This is a genomic window from Collinsella sp. AM09-41 (assembly GCF_003473245.1).
GTDB lineage: Bacteria > Actinomycetota > Coriobacteriia > Coriobacteriales > Coriobacteriaceae > Collinsella.
This window is the reverse complement of the sequence record NZ_QRMJ01000006.1, coordinates 116,676-137,875: the sequence shown is the minus strand read 5'-3', so window position 1 is coordinate 137,875 and position 21,200 is coordinate 116,676. Positions and strand designations below refer to the sequence as shown.

The 21,200-nt window shown below is 58.6% G+C and carries 20 protein-coding genes; 2 read left to right on the top strand and 18 right to left on the bottom strand.

Annotation, left to right across the window (positions count from 1 at the left end; translation table 11 throughout):
• Positions 1 to 79: 79 nt before the first annotated feature.
• From dut to DW112_RS08115, 3 genes are read right to left on the bottom strand one after another with little or no spacing between them, the layout of a single operon-like run.
• Entirely contained in the window at positions 80 to 523 is a 444-nt protein-coding gene (gene dut / locus DW112_RS08125) for a dUTP diphosphatase (RefSeq protein WP_117854743.1), read from the bottom strand.
• A gap of 4 nt (positions 524 to 527) precedes the next feature.
• Positions 528 to 971, bottom strand: coding sequence for a transcriptional regulator NrdR (nrdR, locus tag DW112_RS08120; protein ID WP_022093781.1), 444 nt, complete (start codon positions 969 to 971; stop codon positions 528 to 530).
• A 51-nt stretch (positions 972 to 1,022) separates the two neighbouring features.
• A complete protein-coding gene (locus DW112_RS08115) occupies positions 1,023 to 1,472 on the bottom strand; it encodes a LysM peptidoglycan-binding domain-containing protein (protein WP_158549288.1) in 450 nt (149 codons plus the stop codon).
• Positions 1,473 to 1,635: 163 nt separating this feature from the next.
• On the opposite strand from DW112_RS08115, the gene lexA reads away from it, so the two are divergent.
• Both lexA and DW112_RS08105 read left to right on the top strand, forming a co-directional pair.
• Positions 1,636 to 2,280: a transcriptional repressor LexA gene (gene lexA, locus DW112_RS08110; protein ID WP_118328719.1), complete on the top strand. Its 645-nt coding sequence runs from the start codon at positions 1,636 to 1,638 to the stop codon at positions 2,278 to 2,280.
• Positions 2,280 to 2,984, top strand: coding sequence for a heparan-alpha-glucosaminide N-acetyltransferase (locus DW112_RS08105; protein ID WP_117854742.1), 705 nt, complete (start codon positions 2,280 to 2,282; stop codon positions 2,982 to 2,984). Before lexA ends, DW112_RS08105 begins: the two co-directional genes overlap by 1 nt.
• Here DW112_RS08105 and hflX read toward each other — a convergent pair.
• The 15 genes from hflX to DW112_RS08030 all read right to left on the bottom strand — a co-directional run bounded on the left by hflX (position 2,969) and on the right by DW112_RS08030 (position 21,064).
• Positions 2,969 to 4,258, bottom strand: coding sequence for a GTPase HflX (gene hflX / locus DW112_RS08100; RefSeq protein ID WP_117766609.1), 1,290 nt, complete (start codon positions 4,256 to 4,258; stop codon positions 2,969 to 2,971). The genes DW112_RS08105 and hflX overlap by 16 nt on opposite strands.
• Positions 4,258 to 5,196, bottom strand: coding sequence for a tRNA (adenosine(37)-N6)-dimethylallyltransferase MiaA (gene miaA, locus DW112_RS08095; RefSeq protein WP_118328718.1), 939 nt, complete (start codon positions 5,194 to 5,196; stop codon positions 4,258 to 4,260). The genes hflX and miaA overlap by 1 nt, the downstream gene beginning before the upstream one ends.
• Complete coding sequence (gene miaB, locus DW112_RS08090; protein ID WP_022094691.1) at positions 5,196 to 6,566, bottom strand: tRNA (N6-isopentenyl adenosine(37)-C2)-methylthiotransferase MiaB; 1,371 nt, start codon at positions 6,564 to 6,566, stop codon at positions 5,196 to 5,198. The genes miaA and miaB overlap by 1 nt, the downstream gene beginning before the upstream one ends.
• Before the next feature lie 45 nt (positions 6,567 to 6,611).
• Positions 6,612 to 6,929 (bottom strand): stage V sporulation protein S, encoded by a 318-nt coding sequence (locus tag DW112_RS08085; protein ID WP_006235982.1) that lies wholly within the window; start codon positions 6,927 to 6,929, stop codon positions 6,612 to 6,614.
• A 74-nt stretch (positions 6,930 to 7,003) separates the two neighbouring features.
• The gene (locus DW112_RS08080; RefSeq protein WP_117806327.1) at positions 7,004 to 8,089 is read right to left on the bottom strand and encodes an ATP-binding protein; all 1,086 of its coding nucleotides are present in this window, start codon (positions 8,087 to 8,089) and stop codon (positions 7,004 to 7,006) included.
• Between the two features lies 1 nt (position 8,090).
• On the bottom strand, positions 8,091 to 9,641 hold the full coding sequence (rny, locus tag DW112_RS08075; protein ID WP_089573375.1) for a ribonuclease Y: 1,551 nt from the start codon (positions 9,639 to 9,641) through the stop codon (positions 8,091 to 8,093).
• A gap of 257 nt (positions 9,642 to 9,898) precedes the next feature.
• Positions 9,899 to 10,591, bottom strand: a complete 693-nt coding sequence (locus DW112_RS08070) for a regulatory protein RecX (RefSeq protein ID WP_118328717.1) — start codon at positions 10,589 to 10,591, stop codon at positions 9,899 to 9,901.
• A gap of 11 nt (positions 10,592 to 10,602) precedes the next feature.
• On the bottom strand, positions 10,603 to 11,751 hold the full coding sequence (gene recA, locus DW112_RS08065) for a recombinase RecA (protein ID WP_022094695.1): 1,149 nt from the start codon (positions 11,749 to 11,751) through the stop codon (positions 10,603 to 10,605).
• A 257-nt stretch (positions 11,752 to 12,008) separates the two neighbouring features.
• Complete coding sequence (locus tag DW112_RS08060) at positions 12,009 to 12,539, bottom strand: CinA family protein (protein ID WP_117639874.1); 531 nt, start codon at positions 12,537 to 12,539, stop codon at positions 12,009 to 12,011.
• A gap of 12 nt (positions 12,540 to 12,551) precedes the next feature.
• Positions 12,552 to 13,100: a CDP-diacylglycerol--glycerol-3-phosphate 3-phosphatidyltransferase gene (gene pgsA / locus DW112_RS08055; protein ID WP_233545897.1), complete on the bottom strand. Its 549-nt coding sequence runs from the start codon at positions 13,098 to 13,100 to the stop codon at positions 12,552 to 12,554.
• A gap of 99 nt (positions 13,101 to 13,199) precedes the next feature.
• On the bottom strand, positions 13,200 to 14,549 hold the full coding sequence (gene rimO, locus DW112_RS08050) for a 30S ribosomal protein S12 methylthiotransferase RimO (protein ID WP_117776236.1): 1,350 nt from the start codon (positions 14,547 to 14,549) through the stop codon (positions 13,200 to 13,202).
• Positions 14,550 to 14,576: 27 nt separating this feature from the next.
• Positions 14,577 to 15,074, bottom strand: coding sequence for a YajQ family cyclic di-GMP-binding protein (locus tag DW112_RS08045; protein ID WP_117758513.1), 498 nt, complete (start codon positions 15,072 to 15,074; stop codon positions 14,577 to 14,579).
• Positions 15,075 to 15,100: 26 nt separating this feature from the next.
• Positions 15,101 to 16,612, bottom strand: a complete 1,512-nt coding sequence (locus DW112_RS08040; protein WP_118328715.1) for a helix-turn-helix transcriptional regulator — start codon at positions 16,610 to 16,612, stop codon at positions 15,101 to 15,103.
• Positions 16,612 to 19,392 (bottom strand): DNA translocase FtsK, encoded by a 2,781-nt coding sequence (locus DW112_RS08035; RefSeq protein ID WP_233545896.1) that lies wholly within the window; start codon positions 19,390 to 19,392, stop codon positions 16,612 to 16,614. The genes DW112_RS08040 and DW112_RS08035 overlap by 1 nt, the downstream gene beginning before the upstream one ends.
• A 1-nt stretch (position 19,393) precedes the next feature.
• On the bottom strand, positions 19,394 to 21,064 hold the full coding sequence (locus tag DW112_RS08030) for a ribonuclease J (RefSeq protein WP_089573381.1): 1,671 nt from the start codon (positions 21,062 to 21,064) through the stop codon (positions 19,394 to 19,396).
• Positions 21,065 to 21,200 lie beyond the last annotated feature (136 nt).

The window sequence follows — 21,200 nt, the reverse complement described above, 5'->3', positions numbered from 1 at the left end:
GCGATTCGGTCGCACGGAGAGCATTTCCCAGTTGACAAAACTATAGGAACACCTCCCACTGGTGAGCGGACGATTGAGTTTAAGCGACGCCGCTGGAGCCGAAGCCTCCTTTGCCTCGATCGGTTTCGTCTAGTTCGTCTACTTCTACGAGGTTGACCGTGGGGACTTCTTGGATGACGAGCTGGGCGATGCGGTCGCCTTTGTTGATTTGGATGTCGTTGGTGGGATCCAGGTTGATAAGGATAACCTTGAGTTCTCCTCGGTAGTGGGCGTCAATGAGGCCCGGCGTGTTGACTATAGACAGGCCCTGCTTGATGGCCAAGCCGCTGCGGGGCTGGACGAAGCCGGCGTAGCCGTCGGGCAGGGCGATGGCCAGCCCCGTAGAGACCAGACGGCGTTCGAAGGGCTTCAGGACGCAGTCCTCGTTGGAGCGCAAATCCAAGCCGGCATCAGTGGGATGGGCGTATTTGGGAAGCTCGACGGTGGGATCGAGGCGCTTTATGTTGACGGTAATGTTGGACATGGAATCACCTTAGCTTGTCGAGCTCTTGCAGAAACTCATCGACGTCTTTGAAATCGCGGTAGACCGAGGCAAAGCGGATGTACGCCACCTTGTCAATCTTGGCCAAGCGCTTGAGCACCATGTCACCCAACTCATGGGACGTGACGGCCGTCAGCGTGCGAGAGCGCAACTCGACCTCGATGTCGTCGATAATCTCATTGAGCTTCTTAGTGTCGATATCGCGCTTGATGGTGGCTCGCATCAAGCCGACGAGCAGCTTATTGCGATCAAACCGCTGCTTAGTTCCGTCTGACTTAATGACCTCGATTGGGTCTTCGCATCGCTCGAACGTTGTAAAGCGGTAGTTACACGAGCAACATTCGCGACGGCGCTTAATGGTGTTATTTGACTCCTGCATACGGGAATCAACGACGCGGGTATGTGCCTTGCCGCATTTGGGACAGCGCATGGTACCTCCTCTTAAACGATAACAAGGGTACCATGCGCAGCGCGATAATGATTACGAACGAGCAGGAACCTTAAGATGCGCACCGGCGGCGAGCGAACCATGCTCCAGATGATTGACGTTACGGATCATGTCGGAAGTCTCTTGCGTGGAAAGGCCTTCGATTGGATATTCCTCGGCAAGCGACCAAAGAGAATCGCCAGTCTGAACGCGAATGGTCTCGTAAGTAATGTTGGAAACGGACTCGGCATACGCGGCGTGACGAGCGCTAAAGACCGAAGTAGCGAGGACAAAGAAGAGCGTAAGCGCAACGGCGACGGCGACAATCGTCGGAACCTTCAGGGCAACGCGGGCCGGCGCGACTACAGCCTGCTGATTGCGAGCAGGCTTTACGGTCAAAGGTTGAATGCCGGAGCGGCCACCCTGAACAACCGTAAAAGTGGGTTCTGCAGGCGTCTCGAGCTTAAGGGCGAGGTTTCCCTGGACCATATTCGTTGCGTTCATCATGTTCTCCTCTCGCGTGTTTTGCTGAGAACAGTTTTATCAAGCCGCGCGGACAAAAATGTCTAGCGCGAGAACGAATGTTCGGTTATTATTATCTTCGAACAGTTGTTCCTGTCAAGCAAAATTCGAACATTTGTTTGACATGGGTAGAGAGGATGCCCTGATGGCTCGCAAAATTACCAAGCGTCAGCAGCAAATTTACGACTTCATCAAGGAATATCAGCAGGAGAAGGGTTATCCGCCCAGCGTGCGCGAGATGGCTTCTGCCGTGGGCCTTTCCTCCCCAAGCACCGTGCACGCCCATCTCTCTGCCCTGGAGGTGCGCGGGCTGCTCAAGCGCGATGCCACCAAGCCGCGTGCCCTGGAACTCTTTAACGAGGACGGTTCCTCTGTCTCAATTCCTAAATCTGACGAGCCCACCGCACCTCGCGGAACGGTCTCGCTACCGCTCGTTGGTCGCGTCGCGGCTGGGATCCCCATTCTGGCCGAGCAGAATATCGAAGACACGTTTACTATCCCGACCGAAATCGCCACTGATCAGGGTTCCTTTATCCTTGAGGTGCATGGGAGCTCAATGATCAATGTCGGCATCTTCAATGGCGATTACATCATCGTCCGTGAACAAAAGAGTGCCATGAACGGCGAAATTGTCGTGGCCATGATTGATGGTTCGGCGACCGTCAAGACGTTCTACAAGGAGCAGGGACGTGTGCGCTTGCAGCCCGAGAACGACACTATGGAGCCTATCTATGCAACGAATCCCGTTATCCTGGGCAAAGTCGTCGGCTTGATGCGCCGGTTCTCGTAATGCAAAAACGCATCACCATCTTTGATACCGTCCGCGGGTTTACGATGATTTCTATGGCAGGTTTTCACGCTTGCTATGATCTTGCCTACCTGTACGGCTGGGATATGCCTTGGTTTACCCAGACTGTCTTTCAAGACGTCTGGCGCGCCAGCATCAGCTGGGTATTTTTGTTTATCGCGGGTTGGATGTGCACTCTTTCGCGCAACAATATCAAACGTGCCGCCAAATACGCCTTAGCAGCACTCGTTGTCTGGTTGGCAACAACACTTGTCTCAGTCGACGATTCGGTTAATTTTGGCATCATCTACTGCATGGCCGCATGCACCGGCATCGTGGCGTTGACCGATCCCGTCCTTAAGAAGATAACGGCGAGATGGGGCATGCCCCTATGCCTTGTGTTGTTCGCCCTCACCTGGAGCATCCCCAAAACGATCTATCCTGTCCCCTACCTGGCGTGGCTGGGATTTCCGAGCCCTGGGTTTGTCTCAGGTGATTACTACCCCATCATCCCGTTTATCTTTATGTATCTTGCAGGATACTTCGCCGCACACATAGCGCAGAGTATCGATAAGACCGTCCCTAGCTGGGCCTACGCCAACCCCCTGCCGGCGCTCGCCAGCCTTGGACGTCACGCTCTCCCCTTTTATCTGCTGCATCAGCCCATCATTCTGGGCATTTTGGAGCTCGTCTACTCGGTGCGATAACGCTCGAGCCGCGGTGCAATACGAGCCGGCAACTTCGCCACAATGCGAACGCCGTCCTCGAGATATTCCTCATGCAGAAGGGTTCCCTGCTCATGCACCAGCGTGATGAGAGCGCCCTCACGATACGGGATATCAGCGGAGAGCAACACATCGGTGGCAGCTGCCTCGCGAGCAATCCGGTCGACGAGATCGTCGAGCCCCTCGCCCGTTTGGGCCGAGAATAGAACGGCCTCCGGATAGCGACGACGGAAACTCAATCGATCGACGCTATCGAGAAGATCGATTTTATTGAACACCGTAAGCGTTAAACGCTCTCCGGCGCCGATCTCATCAAGCACGCGGTCGACAGCCTCCAGCTGCCGCTCATAATCCTCGTCAGACGCATCTACGACTTTGAGAATTAGATCGGCACCCAACACCTCGGACAGCGTCGATTTAAAGGCATCGACCAGACCATGCGGCAGCTTTTGAATAAAGCCGACGGTATCGGTAATCGTCATGCCGCGACCGCCGGGCAGACGATACGAACGCGTCGTCGGGTCGAGCGTAGCAAACAGCTTGTCCTGCGAAAGTACCGTAGAGCCGGTCAGACGATTGAGCAACGTCGATTTACCGGCATTGGTATAACCGGCTAACGCGACGCGAAACGCCGGGGACTCAATGCGACTCTTGGATTGAACATCGCGACGCTGTTCAACCTGCTTGAGCTCACGACGAAGCGCAGCGATCTTATTACGAATGAGGCGACGGTCGACCTCGAGCTGACTTTCGCCCTGACCAAAACGTGAGCCGATGCCGCCGCGCGTCTGCTCCTTAGCGAGATGGCTCCACATGCCACGCAGGCGAGGCAACAAATATTGAAGCTGTGCCAGCTGTACCTGCAGGCGTCCCTCACGCGTCTGAGCATGCAGGCCAAAGATATCCAGGATCAGTGCAGTACGATCGATAATCTTTACCGGCTCGCCCACGGCTTTCTCCAAATAGGATTGCTGCGAGGGGGTCAGGTCGTCGTCAAAAATAACGACATCGGCATCCATGCGATGCACCAGGCCGCACAGCTCTTCAACCTTACCGGAACCGATAAACGATTTAGGATACGGCTTTACCAAACGCTGCGACAAGCGTGCCACGCACTGGGCACCAGCTGTGTGGGCAAGACGCTCCAGCTCATCAAGCGAGCGATCGAGCGGCCATGCATTGTCGCGCCACTCAACACCAACTAAAATGGCACGCTCGGGCTCGGGTGCCGTGGGAACAAGGGGGAAACGGGGCATTAGGCAGCCTCAATACGATGCAGGATATCCTCAACGACCTCATCGATCGTACATTCATCCATATCAAACCACACGATACGGTCATCGCGCTTAAACCACGAAAGCTGACGCTTGGCATAACGACGCGAACGCATCTTAATGAGTTCGCGAGCCTCATCCATGCTCATCACGCCATTGAAAGCATCAATGATCTCTTTATAGCCAATTGCCTGCATCGACGTCAGGGCATCTCCCAGCCCCTGGCCCATAAGACCGCGGACCTCATCGACAAGACCCTGCTCAAACATCAGATCGACGCGCAGATTAATGCGCTCGTAGAGCACCTCGCGATTACGCGTCAGACCAAACCAAAGGGCATGATAATGCTCGTGCGGAACACTAAACTGCGACTTTTGCTGCGCATAGGAGACGCCATCATCATGCATCTCGAGCGCACGAATCACACGGCGCACGTTATGGGGATGAATAACAGCAGCCGATTCTGGATCGCGCTCGGCAAGCAAGGCATGCAGTTCTTCCTCGCCAATACGCTCGGCAAGCTCCTGATAGCCCGCACGACGATCGTCCTCAAGTTCACCCGAGGGAAAGTCCATCTCATCGAGGGCGGCCTTGAGATACAGCCCCGTACCTCCGCAAAAAACCGGCAGGCAACCCGAACCAAGGAGACGTTCAACATGCGCGCGAGCGTCGGCCTGATAAAGCGCAGCAGAATATGCCACACCCGGCTCTACAATGTCGACGAGACGCAGCGGCGCCGTGCACTCATCGGGCGCCATCTTTGCGGTACCGATGTCCATGCCGCGATAGATTTGCATCGCATCGCACGACAGCACTTCGGACGAAAGACGAGCTGCCAAACGGTCGGCAACATCACTCTTACCAACCGCCGTCGGACCGACGATCGCAACGGCGGAAAGACCTGCCCCGGGAGAAACCATTAGCGCGGCTCGCCCACAACGGAGCCGGACAAATACCAGGTCTTGGCAACGTCAACGTCAACATCAACGATCTTACCAACAAGCTGATCGATGCTGTAACCCTCGGGGATAGGCGCATGCACGGTCTGATTCTTGGGACTCTTGCCCAGCAGGACCGCGTCGTTCTTTTTACTCGTTCCCTCAATGAGCGCCGGAACCACAGTATGAAGCTCACCCTGGTTATACTCGTGTGCCGTGGTCTCGATAACCTTAACCAGGCGGTTGAAACGCTCGAGAATAACCTCATGCGGCGTAGGATCGTCAATCTCGGCGGCCGGGGTACCGGCGCGCTTGGAATAGATGAAGGTATAGGCCTGAGCATAGCGGACCGTCTCGGCAAGTGAGAGCGTCTGCTCAAAGTCTTCTTCAGTCTCACCCGGGAAGCCAACGATAATGTCGGTCGAGAGCGCGATATCGGGCATGCGGTTGCGAATGCGATCGACCAGGCCCAGATAGTCCTCGCGTGTATAACGGCGATTCATCTCTTTGAGGATCCGCGTCGAACCTGACTGGACGGCCAGGTGAAGCTGCGGCATAACGGCAGGCGTCTCGGCCATGGCGTCGATGGTCTCGGGCAGCAGATCCTTGGGATGCGAAGACGTAAAGAAGATGCGCTCCACGCCCGTATCGCCCACGGCACGCAGCAAATCGGCAAAACGCGGCTTGCCAAACAGATCGCGACCATATGAGTTAACGTTTTGGCCCAACAGCGTAATCTCACGCACACCCTGGCGTACCAAACCGGTCACCTCGTCGACAATCTCCTCGAAGGGGCGGCTCTTTTCGCGACCACGCACGTACGGCACGATGCAATAGGTGCAGAAATTATTGCAGCCCGTCATGATGGGCACCCAGGCGTGATACTGAGTCTCGCGATGCCACGGCATGCTCATTGCATCCGTATCCTCATGCTCATTGGTACGGATATGACGCTTGCCATCAAGGAACGCCTCGGCAATGAGCTCGGCCACATGCGCGATGGAATGCGTGCCAAAGATGACATTGACGTTATCGACGTTGGTGAGCAGGCCCTCGCCATCGCGCTGCGCGATGCAGCCACCAACGGCAACCACGCGCTTGCCCGAAGGCGAAGGCGGCAGGCTTTTGCAGGAATTGCACTGACCGTACAGGCGAGTATCGGCGGCCTCGCGCACGCAGCACGTCATGAAGACAACGATATCGGCATGCGCGGGATCGAGCGCCATGAGGCAGCCATACGAATCAAGCAGACCGCTCACGCGCTCGGAATCGTGCTGATTCATCTGGCAGCCAAAGGTGCGGATAAAGTAGGTTTTACCGGCAAGAATATCGCGTACGGAACGCTGGTCCATGTGCATAAGTCCTAACGATGGGGAGCAAAACGAGGCAATCAGAAGCTATGCCACAGGCTTAACATCATCCATGACGACGTTATCCATAGCAGCTCGATTGATCTGGTGAACGTAGATAGAAAGGCGGATGGCCGTGCGCGACTCCCCGTTAATGAGGATGTCGGAGAACACGGGCGCGCAGGAAATATCAAAACCGGTTGGAATCAAAAAACCGCGCGCGATAGCAACGGCCTTAATGGCCTGGTTGACGGCACCGGCGCCGACACACTGGATGTTGACGGGTACACCATCCTTGACCATGCCGGCGATGGCGCCGGCAACGGACGCGGGCGATGATTTGCTTGATACCTTCAGGCAATCCATGAAGAAACTCCTGCATTTAAAAGTACGTTTTAACTGCAATAACTGTATCGTACCGAGTGGACTCGGTAAAGGCACTATTCCTCTTTGGCAAGATCAAAGGTCACGGTGATTCGATCACGCGAAACACGAATCTTTGGGTCGCCGCAAAGGTTGAGATAGTACCGGGCAGCAAGGTCATTAAAGTCGCGCTCCACAGCACGCGAAAACTGTGCAATGTCATCCTTGGCAATACGTAGCCCGCGACGATCCTTCGCGAGATCGACAGGAGCCGGCGCATGCGAGGACGAATCACGCTCGCGCAGCAGACGCGCGGCCACACCGCGAACGGGCTTAATCTGCCCCGCCAAAATGCGATGGGCCGTGCGCTCGGACATCTCAAGACCCAAACCCGAACAGATACGGATAAAGTCCTCGGCATCAGAAGCAAGGCCTAAACGATCGACAACCGGAAGCTCGCTCTCGTCATCAATGAACAGGAGACGAGACGTATCAAGCCGGCTTGACGCCTGAGCATAAAGGGTCGCGGCAATCTCAGACGGAGAACCAAGATAGACATCGCAACCACGCAACTCCTCGAGCGCAAACTCACATGCAGCGCGAATAATATTATGCGGACCGCGAGCACAGACATAACGTCCGTCCTCATCCTTGACGGCCTGGGGCCAGCTGGACTGATCGGCACGCTCACTGAGGCGGTCGGCCGCGACGCTCACCTTAAAGGCTGAACCAAGATCGACACCGGACGTGACCACACGGGCCTCATCGGTGTTCTGCTTGATCGAAAACAATGCCATGCCACGACCGTGAACGCCCCAACGGTCCATCTTCATGCTCTCGAGCTTGGAGGTAACGCGGGCATCAAAGATTCGCTCTTGCATATCCTGCGGAACGCCCGAACCGTTATCCAGAAAGACAAGCGTGCGGACGCCGTCTTCCTTGGTCGTGGCGAGATAGACCTTGTCGGCGCCGGCATCGCGAGCATTACGGAGCATTTCGATGACGATATCCTCGACATGCTGAATGTCGTGCTTTGCCTGGCGCCGCTCGGCCTCCGAAACGCGGAGGCGGACATACCCCTCGCCAAGGTTCTCCTCGACGCGAAGGTTGCCCTCCCCCGACATCGACGCGATAAATGAGATGAGCTCGTTCGCGTCGCTCATGTTATTTAGCGATATCGACAGCGCGGCTCTCGCGAATCACGACGACGCGCACCTGACCGGGATACTCCATCTCTTCCTCGATCTGATGGGCGATATCGTGAGCCAGGACCGTGGACTGGGCATCGGAGATCTTGTCCGGCTGAACCATGACGTGGACCTCGCGACCAGCCTGCATGGCATAGGTGCGCTCGACGCCGTCATGGGAGTTGGCGATCTCCTCGAGCTTCTCAAGACGCTTGATGTAGTTCTCGGCAGACTCGCGACGGGCACCGGGGCGAGAGGCAGAGACAGCATCGGCGGCCTGCACCAGGACATCGAGCACCGTGTTGGGGTCGACATCGGCATGGTGAGCCTCGATAGCGTGGACGATAACGGGCTTCTCGCCATAACGGCGGGCCAGCTCGGCGCCGATGACGGCATGCGGGCCCTCGACGTCGTGGTCGATTGCCTTGCCCAGGTCATGAAGCAGGCCGGCGCGCTTGGCGGTCACAACGTCCAGGCCAAGCTCGGAAGCCATCACGCCGCACAGATCAGAGACCTCGAGGGAATGCTGAAGCACGTTCTGACCAAACGAGGTACGGTAGCGCAGGGCACCAAGGGTCTTGACGATCTCGGGGTGCAGATCGTGGATGCCGGTATCGAAGGCAGCCTGCTCGCCAGCCTCGCGCACGCGCTGCTGAACCAGGTCGGCGGCCTTGTGATACATCTCCTCGATACGGGCAGGGTGAATGCGGCCGTCGGCGATGAGGTTCTCGAGGGCGACGCGGGCGGTCTCACGACGGACCGGGTCGAAGCTCGAAAGAACGACGGTCTCGGGCGTGTCGTCGATCACGAGGTTGACGCCGGAAACCTGCTCGAAGGTCCGGATGTTGCGACCCTCGCGACCGATGATACGGCCTTTGAGGTCATCAGAGGGAATGTGCACGGAGGTAACGGTGACCTCGGCAGTGTGATCGGCAGCGCAGCGCTGAATCGCCAGAGACAGAATCTCCTGGGCGGTCTTGTGGCACTCGGCGCGAACCTGCTGCTCGGACTCGCGAATGATCGTGGCGGCCTCGTGGGTGACCTCGCCGCGAACCTTATCAAGGAGCTCCTTGTGCGCGTCCTCGCGGGTAAGGTCGGCGATACGCTCGAGCTCGGAGGTCTGCTTTGCGCAGAGCTCCTCGAGCTCACGGGAGCGCTTCTCGACCTGACCGGCCTGGCTGGACAGTTGATGCTCGCGCTTGTCGAGAGCGTCGTTGCGGCGATCGAGAGATTCCTCGCGCTGCATCACGCGGTTCTCGAGCGTACGAATCTCGTTCTTACGCTGCTTGTCCTCGGCCTCAGCGGCCTGCTTGTTCTTGATGATCTCCTCTTTAGCCTCGAGCAGAGCCTCTTTTTTGAGGGTCTCGGCCTGACGCTTAGCATCACCGATCAGGGACTCAGCCTGTGCGTGTGCCGACTGGATTTTTTCGTCGGCCTCGTGAAGACTACCCTGCTTGGCGGTGCGCATGTAGGCAATGGCGGCGATGGCACCCAAAACGATGCCAACGAGCGCTGCGATGATAGGCATGCTCACTCCTTTTTATGGATTCGTTACACAACAAAGCGAACCGTCCTTACGAACGGCTCGCGACATTTGAGTAATATGGGCGCAGCTTATGCGGGTCGGATACAGATAAACATATAAACAAACTCATCACAGATGAGCACATATCACAAAGCAAATGACAGTGTTTATCGTACGTTGAACCACAACAACTGTCAAATAAATGCCCCCAGCACGGCGGCTAAAACGCGGTGAACGGCAGGGCCACAAAACGCATACGCCTAAACCGCACATTCCTCGCGCTCGGCATTAAGACGTGCCTTAACGGCATCGGCGGCGATGTGATACGAGAAGCCCTTGCCCATCAAAAACCGAACCAGTTTTTCGAATCCGCGCGTCTCTGGAACACGCCGCTTGGCGAGCAGGGCTGACGCACGCGCCAAATCGTCTTCGACGGCAAAATAATCCTCGGGATAACCGGGAATGTCATCGAGCACGACATGACGGCGCTTGAGCTCGGTCTCGATTTTACGCTGTCCCCAACCGCGCCGCTTGCGTTCCTCGATAAAGTACGAGCAAAAGCGGTTCTCGTCTAAAAAGCGATACTCGGTGGCGCGCTCGACGGCGAAATCGATCGCGGGCTGGCGAAAGCCGTAGCGTGCCAACTTGTCACGGACCTCACCCGTCGCATGGTCGCGGCGCGATAGCATCTCGGTCACCATGGTAAGTGCACATTTACGCTCGATGAGCTGCACCGCTTCACGAAAGTTATCCCAATCACAGGGAAGATCGGGGCGATTTTTGACATACAAGCGCGCGACCCGCACGGGAATCCAAATGGACCGCTCAAAACCGCCCTCAAGCTCACAATCGATATGTGCGCAAGGCTTTTTGGACGCATACCCGCTCGAGAGCGAGGAGGCCGCCTTCTTATCGGGAAAGACGACCGTGGCCTCGGTCACAGTATACGACATGAGCGTAACCGCTACTCGTCGTCATCATCGAGCATGGCGGAACCATCGATGGCGTAAAGCTCGTCAAACTCCTCAGGCGCAGGCTGATCGGTCAGCTCGACCTCGGACGGAGCATCGTCGTCAAACTCAAGCCCGCAGGCAAGGCGGACCTTATGCTCAATCTCGTCGGCGCAATCGGGGTGTTCGCGCAGGAACGCCTTGGCGGCCTCGCGACCGTTGCCGAGCTTGTCCTCGCCATAGGCAAACCAGGAGCCCATCTTCTTGCAAATGCCGCACTCGACAGCCATGTCCAGAATCGAGCCCTCCTTAGAGATGCCCGTACCGTACATGATGTCGAACTCAGCAGAACGGAACGGAGCTGCCACCTTGTTCTTAACGACCTTGGCGCGCACGCGGTTACCGATAACCTCATCCTTAAGCTTAATGCTGTCGATGCGGCGAATGTCGATACGCACCGAAGAGAAGAACTTAAGGGCGCGGCCGCCCGTCGTGGTCTCGGGGTTGCCGAACATGACGCCGATCTTCTCTCGCAGCTGGTTAATGAAGATGCATGTCGTGTTGGACTTGGACAGCGAGCCGGCGAGCTTGCGGAGCGCCTGACTCATCAGACGAGCTTGCAATCCGACCGTGGTATCGCCGATCTCTCCCTCGATCTCGGCACGCGGGGTCAGCGCGGCGACGGAGTCGACGACGATGGCATCGATGGCGCCGGAACGCACGAGCATGTCAACAATCTCGAGCGCCTGCTCACCCGTATCAGGCTGGGAAATCAGTACCTCGTCGATATCCACGCCAATGCGCGCGGCATACGTGGGATCGAGCGCGTGCTCGGCATCGATAAATGCCACCACGCCACCCATTGCCTGGGCTTCGGCCAGGATCTCGAGCGAAAGCGTCGTCTTACCGGAGGACTCAGGACCGTAAATCTCGACGATACGGCCACGCGGCACACCGCCGATACCCAGAGCGGCATCGAGTGCCAGAGCGCCCGTGGGGATGGCCTCAACCTCAAGCTCGGGGCCGCCGTCACCATACCTCATGATGGAGCCTTGACCGAACTTCTTCTCGATCTCGGCCTTGGTGGTGGCGATCATCTCATCGCGCTCTTTACCCGTCGTGCGAGCATGAACGGTACGTACGGGACCTGAATTCTTGGCCATGAATAGCCCTCCTCTTAACAACCTGCATCGATAATAAACGAACGGCTGTTCGTGGTCAACCGTTCAGGCTAATCATATGCAGGCAGTCTTTCCAAAACCCAACCAAACGCCGACCAAACACTGACCAAATGCTTGACCACAAAGGGCCGAATAAGAACAAGGAAGGCAAGAATACACCTATAACCAGCGCAAACGCTAAATTCGTCAGGGGTCCCTATCTCCACAATTAAGGGGCCCTAAGGCCCCTGAAAACACGTCTATTCCATAGAGTTGAGCACAAGGGCAATGCGTCCCAATGCCTCCGCGACCGCATGGGCACGAACACACGAACGGTCGCCCTCATAGTGGCAGCGCACAGAGTCCACGACCGGCACTTCCCCATCAGCCGCGCGATACGCCCAGCCAATATAGAAAGTGCCAGCCGGATCGTCCTCAGTGCCGCCGCCGGGGCCGGCATAACCCGTTGCGCTCACTGCAATATCGCTCTGGTACAGCTCCAGCGAACCCGCCGCCATCTCGCGCGCGGTCTGATGCGACACCGCGGTATAGCGGTCGAGCGTCTCCTGATCAACGCCCAAAACGCGATGCTTGATCTCATCGCAGTAGGTCACCGCACCGCCACGCAGCACCGCCGAGGCGCCCGGGATATCGGCAATCGTCGAGGCGATCATACCTGCCGTCAGCGACTCAGCCGTCGAAACCGTCACGCCCCGAGCGCTCGCGCGCTCGACAATATGACGCGCCAGCTCCTCGTTATGTGCGGAAATCTGCTCAAAAGAGTCCGTCATACCCACCAGGACCTAGACCGAAAAGACGATCTTGCGGCAGTTCCAGAAGTACTGGGCGCCCGAGATAACGGTCAGGACAACGGCAACGGCGTACAGGAAGCGCGACACCGAGTAGATGCCGAGCGTCAGCGCCAGCGGGCCAAGGTGCAAGCCGGCCATCGCAAAGACGCACAGGTAACCGCAGATGGAGACCATCGTAGTCGCCGTCTTGTACTTGCCAAGCTTATCGGCGGCAACGACCACGCCGGCGGCACACGCGACCATGCGAAGGGCGCTCACCAGAAGCTCACGGAACAGGATAATGAACACGGACCACACGGTCACAGCGCCAAAATCCAAGAACAGCAGCAGAGCCGAGAACACCAGCAGCTTATCGGCGATGGGGTCCAAGAACTTACCGAAATCGGTAATCTCGTTGCGCGAGCGCGCCAGATAACCGTCGACCTTATCGGTGCACGACAGGATAACATACAGAATGAAGGCAGCGGCGGCGAGCGGGCCGTCGAAGGTGCTCCAATCTGTACCGGCAACACTCGTGTGAGAAAGCGCCGACACGATCATGAACACCGGGATAAAGACGATGCGAACGCACGTCACGATGTTGGCGGGCGTCCAAACACTCGTCAGTTCCTTATTGCTCTCGTTTGCCACGATGCTCTCCTACTCCACAACATGGCCGATAAGCTCATAGCAGAAGCTATCGGTAAACTCGACCGTCAGAATATCGCCCACGGACGCCTCGCTGGCGTCCAAGTGCACCGCGCCATCGGAATCGGGCGCCTGGAACCAAGCATGGCCGATCAGCTCGGCGCCGTCCTCGGTCTCCTCGATGCCGTCGACGATCACCTGGGCGCGCTCGCCCACATGTGCGGCGGTGGCGGCAAAACCGAGCGACTCGGCCAGGTCCATGGCCTCCTGGGCGCGCTCGAGCTTGACCTCCTCATCGACCTGACCCTCCATCTTGGCGGCCAGGCTGCCCTCCTCCTGCGAGTAGGCAAAAACGCTCGTGTAGTCAAAGCCGACGGTGTCCATAAAGTCGATAAGGTCGCGGAACTCGTCGTCGGTCTCGGTCGGGAAGCCGACCATGGCCGTGGAACGGATCACGATGCCGGGGATACGCTCACGCAGATCGCGGAACAGGTCCTCGAGCTCCTGGCGCGAACCAGAACGGCGCATAGCCTTGAGGATGCGCGCGTCGCAGTGCTGCACGGGGATATCGATATAAGGCAGCACCTCGGGCGTATCGCGAATCGTATCGATAAGCTCGTCGGTCATGCCCTCGGGCTGCAGATAGAGCACGCGGACCCAGACGTTGTGCGGGCGCACGGCCTCGGCGACGGCATGCAGCAGCTGCGCCAGATTGCGCGGCGAGCCATCGGTGACGTCTTCGTCGGCAAAGTCGGTGCCCCAAATACCCGTGTCCTGGCCAATCAGCACGATCTCGCGCACACCGCCGGCAACCAGGTCGCGTACCTCGGAGATAATGCTCTCGGCATTGCGCGAATGATAGCGACCGCGAATATACGGGATCATGCAGAAGCTACAGAAGCGGTTGCAGCCATCGGAGATCTTGACGTAGGCGACAGCGCCCTCGACGGTGCGCTTGACCTGCGGAATATAGGCGGCAATCTCGCGCTCGACGCCCAGCACGCCATCGATGACCGCCACGATGCCGTCCTCCTCGTCGGCCTTCACAAAGGCAGCGACCTCGGGCAGCTCGTCAGGCAGGTCGTCGCCATAGCGCGACGGCACACAGCCGCACATGACGATGGGACAAGAACGAACGCCGTCCTGAACCTCGTTGGCGAGCTCGAGCGTGGTCTCGATGCTCTCGGACGTTGCGGAGGCGAGGAACGAGCATGTATTGACGATGGCGATATCGGCATCCTGTGGGTCGAATGCCTCCTCGTAGCCCGCGGCGGTCAAAAGAGAACGCATGCGGTCGGTGTCAACCTCGTTCTTAGCGCACCCGAGGGTGATGTAGAGCACGGAGCCCAACGGTGTATCCATGTTGGAGAGCAGTCCTTTCGAATGATATTAGCGGTAGTTGGTGAACTGCAGCGGCTGGCCGTAGTCCTGGTCGCGCAGGAACTGGATCACGGTCTGCAACGCGTCCTTCGAAGCAGAGGAAACACGCAGCTTGTCGGCCTCGATAGTCACCTTGACCTTGAGCTTTTGGTCCTTGATGTCCTTGTTGATCTTCTTGGCGGTCGTCTGGTCGATACCCTCGACGATATGGCCGAGCACGCGCACGGTGCCGCCCGATGCCGCCTGCGGAGCATCCCACGAGACAGCCTTGAGGTCGATGCCGCGCTTGATGAGCTTGGAGCTCAGCACGTCGATAATCTGCTTGGAGACAAAGTCGGCCGGGGCGTTGATCGTAAAGAGCTTGTCGCCCTTCGAAAGCTCGATCGTGGCGCCGGAATCCTTCAGGTCATAGCGCTGGGAAATCTCACGCGTGGTTTGCTGGAAGGCGTTGTCGACCTCTTGCATGTTGACCTCGGACACGACGTCGAAGCTGGAATCTTTAGCCATGATGTTTCCTTTCGCGTACGAGCGGCTTAGTAGCTATCGTACGAATAGTCGGTAGAATCGGTGGGCGTCTGGCCGTCAGTTGCGGTATCGGCGCCATCCGTGGACTGGGCATCGGTGCCGTCGGTGGTGTCGGCACCATCGGTGGTGTCGGTACCATCAGAACTTTCACCATTCTCGGAACCAGTCGTCTCCTTCTTGGGAACGGTGATCGTCACACGCGCCACGCCCGAGGTCTTGGTATCGTAACGGACCTTTTCGCCGTTCTTGGTAACGGTGACATCGGAAGGCTTGGACGTGGTGATCTCGATCGAGGACTCAGGCGTGTACTCCTGCTCAAAGGGGCCAGTCGCCTGGGCGCCATAGACCGACTTGCCATCGACCTTGACCTCAATCCAGGCGGTCTTTCCCTTGGCAACGGAGACCTTGACCTTCGTTACCTCGTTTTCTTCCTTTTTAGCCGTCGTCTTGGTGGCGTCCGAATCGGTCGACTCATCCGTCGCCTCATCGGTGTCTTCGTCCTCGTCGACCGTTTCGGTCTTCTTAGAAGACTTCTTGGGCGTCGTCTTGGTAGCAGTGGGCGTCTCGGGCGTGGTCTCGGGCGTCGAAGATGCGCAGCCGCGCAGAAGTACCACGATGAGCACGATCAGCAGCAACGCCACGGCACCGATGCCGGCGTAGACGATACGCGGATCGAGACCGTTGTTTTGAGGAGTACGGGAGCCGCCGCGTCCACGACTGGAACTGCTGCGGCCGCCTCCCTGAGGCATACGACCACGATTGCTGTCGGAACGGCCGCGATAGCCACCCTGGCCCTGAAGGCTGCGCTGACCCGAGCGGGGCGCAAGTTCACCGCGGCCTTGATAGCCACGCTGGCCCGCACGCGGAGCCGAAGAGCGCTGGCCATACGGCTGTGATTGAGAGCGAAGACGCGGCGTCACCTGCGTGGCATCGGCGTCCGCATAGCCACCGCGAGAGCGTCCGGTGGAGACACCACGGTGACCGCGATCAGAATAGCCGCCGTCGCCGTAGCCGGCACGAGGGTCACGCGCCACGCCGCGGGCAGCGGGAAGTGCACGGTCCTCGGGCATCGGCGTACTGCGGAACCGGTCACGCTGTGAGCGAATCTCCTCGCCCGAACCCGTCTCGGTAATATAACCGGCCTGCTGAGGACGCTGTCCATAGCGGGTCGAACGACCGCCCTGAACCATCAGGAAGCGCCCGTTATCGACCGAGGAACGCGAATTGACGTAGCCGGCGGCGTCCTGAAAACGACCGCCCTGCTGCGACGTCTCGCGTTCGTATGCCATCAGGTCGTCAAAGTAGGCATTGACGACCTCGCGCGGATTGAGGCCCAAAAAGCGAGCATAGCTCGAAATCATGCCCTGCGCATAGCCGCGCGGCGGCATCGAAGCAAAGTTACCGGTCTCGAAAAACTCGATGATCTGCGGCCTGATTTTGATGGTGTTGGCGACCTGCTGAATGGAAAGGCCCATTCGGCGACGCTGCTCGAGCAGCATGTCACCAAAGCGTGCAGCCATCAGAATCCTCCAAACTCACGATCTTCACGTGCCATCTCGGCGTCGACAGATTCCAGCGCGGCAAGCCCCTCCTCGTCCAACAGGACCTCGCGCGGCTTGGAACCGTCGGGCGGTCCGACGACACCCTTTTCTTCCAGCATGTCCATAATACGCCCGGCACGCGCATAGCCAACCTTCAGACGACGTTGCAGGCCAGATGTGGAGCCAAGCTGCGATTCCACCACAATATGGGCGGCTTCCCAGATGAGCGGATCATCGTCTTGCGGCTCGGCGACGCCGGTGCGGACAATGCCGCCGCCACCCGCCATGGACATTGAAGCGGGCGCCACGGCAGACAGGATCTCCTCGTGGTAGTCGGGCTCGCTCTGCGACTTGACGAACTCGACAATCTCGTTGATTTCGTCATCCGAGACAAAGCAGCCCTGGATACGGCGGGGCTTGCCCCAGTCGACCTTGGAGAACAGCATGTCGCCCAAACCGGTGAGCTTTTCGGCACCCATCTGGTCGATGATGACGCGCGAGTCGATGCCCGTGGCGACGTTAAAGGCGATGCGGTTGGTGATGTTGGCCTTGATGAGGCCCGTCACCACGTTGGAGCTCGGGCGCTGCGTGGCTACAATAAGGTGGATACCGGCGGCACGGCCCAGCTGAGCAATACGCACGATCGAGGCCTCGACATCCTTACCGGCGACCATCATCAGGTCCGAGAGCTCGTCGATGATGATGACCAGATAGGGCATCTTTTGCGGCGGGTTATCATAATGCTCAAACTCGCCGGCGGCCTGCTTTTCGTTGTAGGTCGAGATCTTACGCACGTTGAGACGCTCGAAGACCTTCAGGCGACGCTCCATCTCGGACACGGCCCATTGCAGAGCGCTCGCGGCCTGCTTGGGCTCGGTCACTACAGGCACGTAAAGATGCGGCAGACCGTTATAGCCTGCAAGCTCGACGCGCTTGGGGTCGACCATGATCAGGCGAACGTCCTCGGGAAGGGCGCGCATGAGCAAGGTCGTGATGATGGAGTTGATCATGACCGACTTACCGGAACCCGTGGTACCGGCGATCAGCAGGTGGGGCATCTTGGCAAGGTCGGCGACGACCGGCGTACCCTCGGCATCTCGACCGATGGCCAGCTCGAGCGGACCGCCCTTCACATAGGGAAGCACGTCGCCCAGGTTGACGTTCTGGCGCTTGCGATTGGGGATCTCGATACCCACAAGCGAGGTGCCGGGGATCGGGGCAAAGATACGCACCGACTGGGCAGCGAGCGATAGCGCGATATCGTCCTCGAGGCTCGAAATCTTGCTCACGCGCTCGCCCTCACCAGGTTGCAGCTTAAAGGTCGTCACCGTGGGGCCGGCGATCCAGCCGACCACGCGGGCACTGCGGCCAAACTCAAGCAAGGTGGATTGCAGTGACTCAGCGGTCTGTTCCAGCTCCTTATCCGGAGACGCGGCGGAAGCCGACTGCGGGTTGGCATGCAGGATTTCGAGCGGCGGAAGCTTGAGGCCGTCCTCTTCTTCGCCCTCGTTATCTGCGGCGCCGCCGTCCACTCCCCCATCACGAGCCGCAGCCGATTCGACAGCACTCGTGGCAGGCGTATCGGCAACCTTGGGATGCTTCAGGAAGTCGGGAATCTGAGGTGCAGCCGAGACGGGATTCACGGCAAACGGCGGCTCGGACTCGTCAATCTTATCGGGGTGGTCTTCCATCGAAAGCTGGCCGGTTACCTGGCCGCGCTTTGCATGGCGACGCGGCAGCAAAGTTGTCTTTGCGGTCTCAATCGGAGCCTCATCGTCCTCGTCATCGCCCTCGGTGAGCTCAATCTCGCTATCGGACCAAGACGGGTCGGGTTCACTCGTATTGAGCTTAGGCGCAACCTTGCCCTTCTTGGCATGGCGGCGCGGCAACAGCGTGGTCTTGGCCCGTTCGGCTTCAACCGACTCGGATACGTCGACAAACGGGTCATCGTCCTCGTCGTCATCGTCTAAAACCGGGTCCGCATCGTTGCCCATGACCGTGGTCATGGCAGTATCGGAGCCCTTTTGACGAAGAATGCTCAGATGCGGGCGGGCGGCGCCAGGCACCGACAGGGCCCCATCGTCACCCCACGGGCTCGCGTTAACATCGGAACGACGGCGTTCGGCAAAATCTGCCGCACGATCGCGGGCAGAGCGCAGCACGCCGCCCACCGAAAATCCAATGATAACCAGGCCCACAACGACAAGCCCCAGCAGGACTACCATGGCGATGGGTTTACCCAGGGCGTTTTGCAAGGCACTGGCGATAAAGGCGCCAATGTAGCCGCCCGAGGTGGAAAGGTTTTGCGGCGTGAACATGAGGTCGCACGAATCGCTCGTGCCCGGCACCATCAGCGACAGGATGGAGACAATGGCCACAAAGACCACGGCACCGCCAGCGACCGAACGGACGTTGAGCGGCGAGTCCTCGCCCAAAAAGAGCGTGGCGGCAAACAGCAGGATGACAATCGGCAGCACGTAGGCGCCCAGACCAAAGCCCAGGTGGTAGAAACCGGCAACAGCGGCCGTCACGGGCGCCGTTGCCGGGGAAATCACGGCAATGAAGGACGCAATCGCCAAAACGGCGATGACCACGCCGGCGATATCGCGATTGGCCGAGGGCTCGACCAGAGGCTCGAACTCATCGAACTCGGCCTCGTGGCCCTTATTGGCACGCAGATGGGAACCGGCACCCTTAGCAGATGCCGGCTGGTTGTTGGCTTTATTGCCCTTGGCGTTTTGTGCAGATCCGCGCGCCAAACTAAACCTCCATGACGACCGGAATGATCATCGGACGGGTGCGCGTACGGCTCCATATAAAGTTGGAGAGCGAATCGCGCACGGCCTTGCGAATGGCATCGGAGCCGCTGCTGGTAAAGCTGAACTTGCCCTTCTCGATCGTCTTCATGATGGATGCGGAGGCATCCTCGGAGAACTGGTCGTCGATGGCAAACGAGACACCGCGGCCCGAGAACTCGATGGCCTCGATCTTCTTGTGCTTGAGCGAGACGATGGCAACGGCCGTGACCATACCGTCGTTGGCGAGCTTCTGGCGATCGCGTAGGACGATGGGGTCGGTATCGCCGATGCGCAGGCCGTCGACATAGACGACGCCGGACTCGACGGGCGTACCGCGTTTGACGATACCGCCGCGCATCTCGAGCGTGTCGCCGTTATCGAGGATAAAGATATGATCGTCCTTGAGACCCATCTTACGGGCCAGCTGGGCATGGGCGCGTAGATGCACGGCCTCACCGTGAACCGGCATAAAGTACGTGGGCTTGGCCATGGCCATCAGGAGCTTGAGCTCCTCCTGGCTACCGTGACCGGAGACGTGGACGAGAGCGCGGTTCTTATCCCACACGTCGCAGCCGAGCTTGGCCAGGCTGTTGACGACCTGCTGGACGGCTTTCTCATTGCCGGGAACAGGAGTTGCCGAGAGGATAACGGTATCGCCCTCGTGAATGGAGAGCGTCTTGTGCTCGCCATTGGCCATGCGGGACAGGGCCGACAGCGGCTCGCCCTGCGAACCAGTGCACATGACGACGATCTTGTCGTCAGGCAGGTTATCAATATCGAAGGCATCGATGATATCGGCATCATCGATGTTGAGATAACCGAGCTCGCGCGCCACGCGGGTGTTCGTGAGCATGGAGCGACCGGTCACAACGACCTTACGGCCGCACTTGCGGGCGGCATCGCAGATCTGCTGCAAACGATGGATGTGGCTCGAGAACGATGCGACGAACACGCGACCCGGGGCGTTCTTGATGGCGTGCAGCAGGTTGGGACCAACCTCGGCCTCGGACTTGGTAAAGCCGGGAACCGTGGCATTGGTGGAGTCGGAAAGCAGCAGGTCGATGCCCTGCTTGGCAAAGCGGCTGATAGCGGCATAGTCGGGCGTGACGCCGTCGATGGGCGTCTGGTCGAGCTTAAAGTCGCCGGTGTGCATAACGGTGCCCTGGTTGGTGCGAATGAACACGCCCAGAGCGCCGGGGATGGAGTGCGTCATCGAGAAGAAGTCGAGCGAGATGCCGCCGAGGTTGACATGGCTGCCGCCCTTGACCTCACGGAACTTGGGTGCGCGGATGCGGAACTCGGAGAGCTTGCCCTCGATAAAGCCGAGCGTCAGCTTGCTCGAGAAGATGGGCACCTTATTGTTGAGGTCCTGCAGCAGATACGGAAGCGAACCGGTGTGGTCCTCGTGGCCGTGGGTGACGATGATGCCGCGGAGCTTCTCCTCGTTCTCAAGAACATAGGTGTAGTCGGGAAGCACCAGGTCGATACCGGGCTGGGAGTCATCCGGGAACATGAGGCCAGCGTCGACGAGCACCATGTCGTCGCCGCACTCGAAGACCGTCATGTTCTTGCCGATGCCGTCAAGGCCGCCAAGCGGGATGATCTTCAAGGGAGATGATTTTTTAGCTGCCATAGGTTAGTGTGGTTTCCTTTCTTCGAAACGGGTCTGGAACAACCGACGGGGCGCTTCTGGCAAACCGACCGCCGGGAACGTACAAACATGCATCGCAGAGTCGATGCAATAACCAGAGTATGATACCCATTTGCCC

Coding starts and splice junctions, on each gene's coding strand:
- rimO (WP_117776236.1), bottom strand. CDS start 14,549: ATGGATACACCGTTGGGCTCCGTGCTCTACATCACCCTCGGGTGCGCT.
- DW112_RS08040 (WP_118328715.1), bottom strand. CDS start 16,612: ATGGCTGCACGCTTTGGTGACATGCTGCTCGAGCAGCGTCGCCGAATG.
- recA (WP_022094695.1), bottom strand. CDS start 11,751: ATGGCCAAGAATTCAGGTCCCGTACGTACCGTTCATGCTCGCACGACG.
- DW112_RS08060 (WP_117639874.1), bottom strand. CDS start 12,539: ATGACGGACTCTTTTGAGCAGATTTCCGCACATAACGAGGAGCTGGCG.
- DW112_RS08045 (WP_117758513.1), bottom strand. CDS start 15,074: ATGGCTAAAGATTCCAGCTTCGACGTCGTGTCCGAGGTCAACATGCAA.
- DW112_RS08030 (WP_089573381.1), bottom strand. CDS start 21,064: ATGGCAGCTAAAAAATCATCTCCCTTGAAGATCATCCCGCTTGGCGGC.
- DW112_RS08105 (WP_117854742.1), top strand. CDS start 2,280: ATGCAAAAACGCATCACCATCTTTGATACCGTCCGCGGGTTTACGATG.
- miaB (WP_022094691.1), bottom strand. CDS start 6,566: ATGGACCAGCGTTCCGTACGCGATATTCTTGCCGGTAAAACCTACTTT.
- dut (WP_117854743.1), bottom strand. CDS start 523: ATGTCCAACATTACCGTCAACATAAAGCGCCTCGATCCCACCGTCGAG.
- nrdR (WP_022093781.1), bottom strand. CDS start 971: ATGCGCTGTCCCAAATGCGGCAAGGCACATACCCGCGTCGTTGATTCC.
- pgsA (WP_233545897.1), bottom strand. CDS start 13,100: ATGATCGTGTCGGCGCTTTCTCACACGAGTGTTGCCGGTACAGATTGG.
- DW112_RS08080 (WP_117806327.1), bottom strand. CDS start 8,089: ATGAGCGACGCGAACGAGCTCATCTCATTTATCGCGTCGATGTCGGGG.
- miaA (WP_118328718.1), bottom strand. CDS start 5,196: ATGGTTTCTCCCGGGGCAGGTCTTTCCGCCGTTGCGATCGTCGGTCCG.
- hflX (WP_117766609.1), bottom strand. CDS start 4,258: ATGCCCCGTTTCCCCCTTGTTCCCACGGCACCCGAGCCCGAGCGTGCC.
- DW112_RS08070 (WP_118328717.1), bottom strand. CDS start 10,591: ATGTCGTATACTGTGACCGAGGCCACGGTCGTCTTTCCCGATAAGAAG.
- lexA (WP_118328719.1), top strand. CDS start 1,636: ATGGCTCGCAAAATTACCAAGCGTCAGCAGCAAATTTACGACTTCATC.
- DW112_RS08115 (WP_158549288.1), bottom strand. CDS start 1,472: ATGAACGCAACGAATATGGTCCAGGGAAACCTCGCCCTTAAGCTCGAG.
- rny (WP_089573375.1), bottom strand. CDS start 9,641: ATGCCTATCATCGCAGCGCTCGTTGGCATCGTTTTGGGTGCCATCGCC.
- DW112_RS08085 (WP_006235982.1), bottom strand. CDS start 6,929: ATGGATTGCCTGAAGGTATCAAGCAAATCATCGCCCGCGTCCGTTGCC.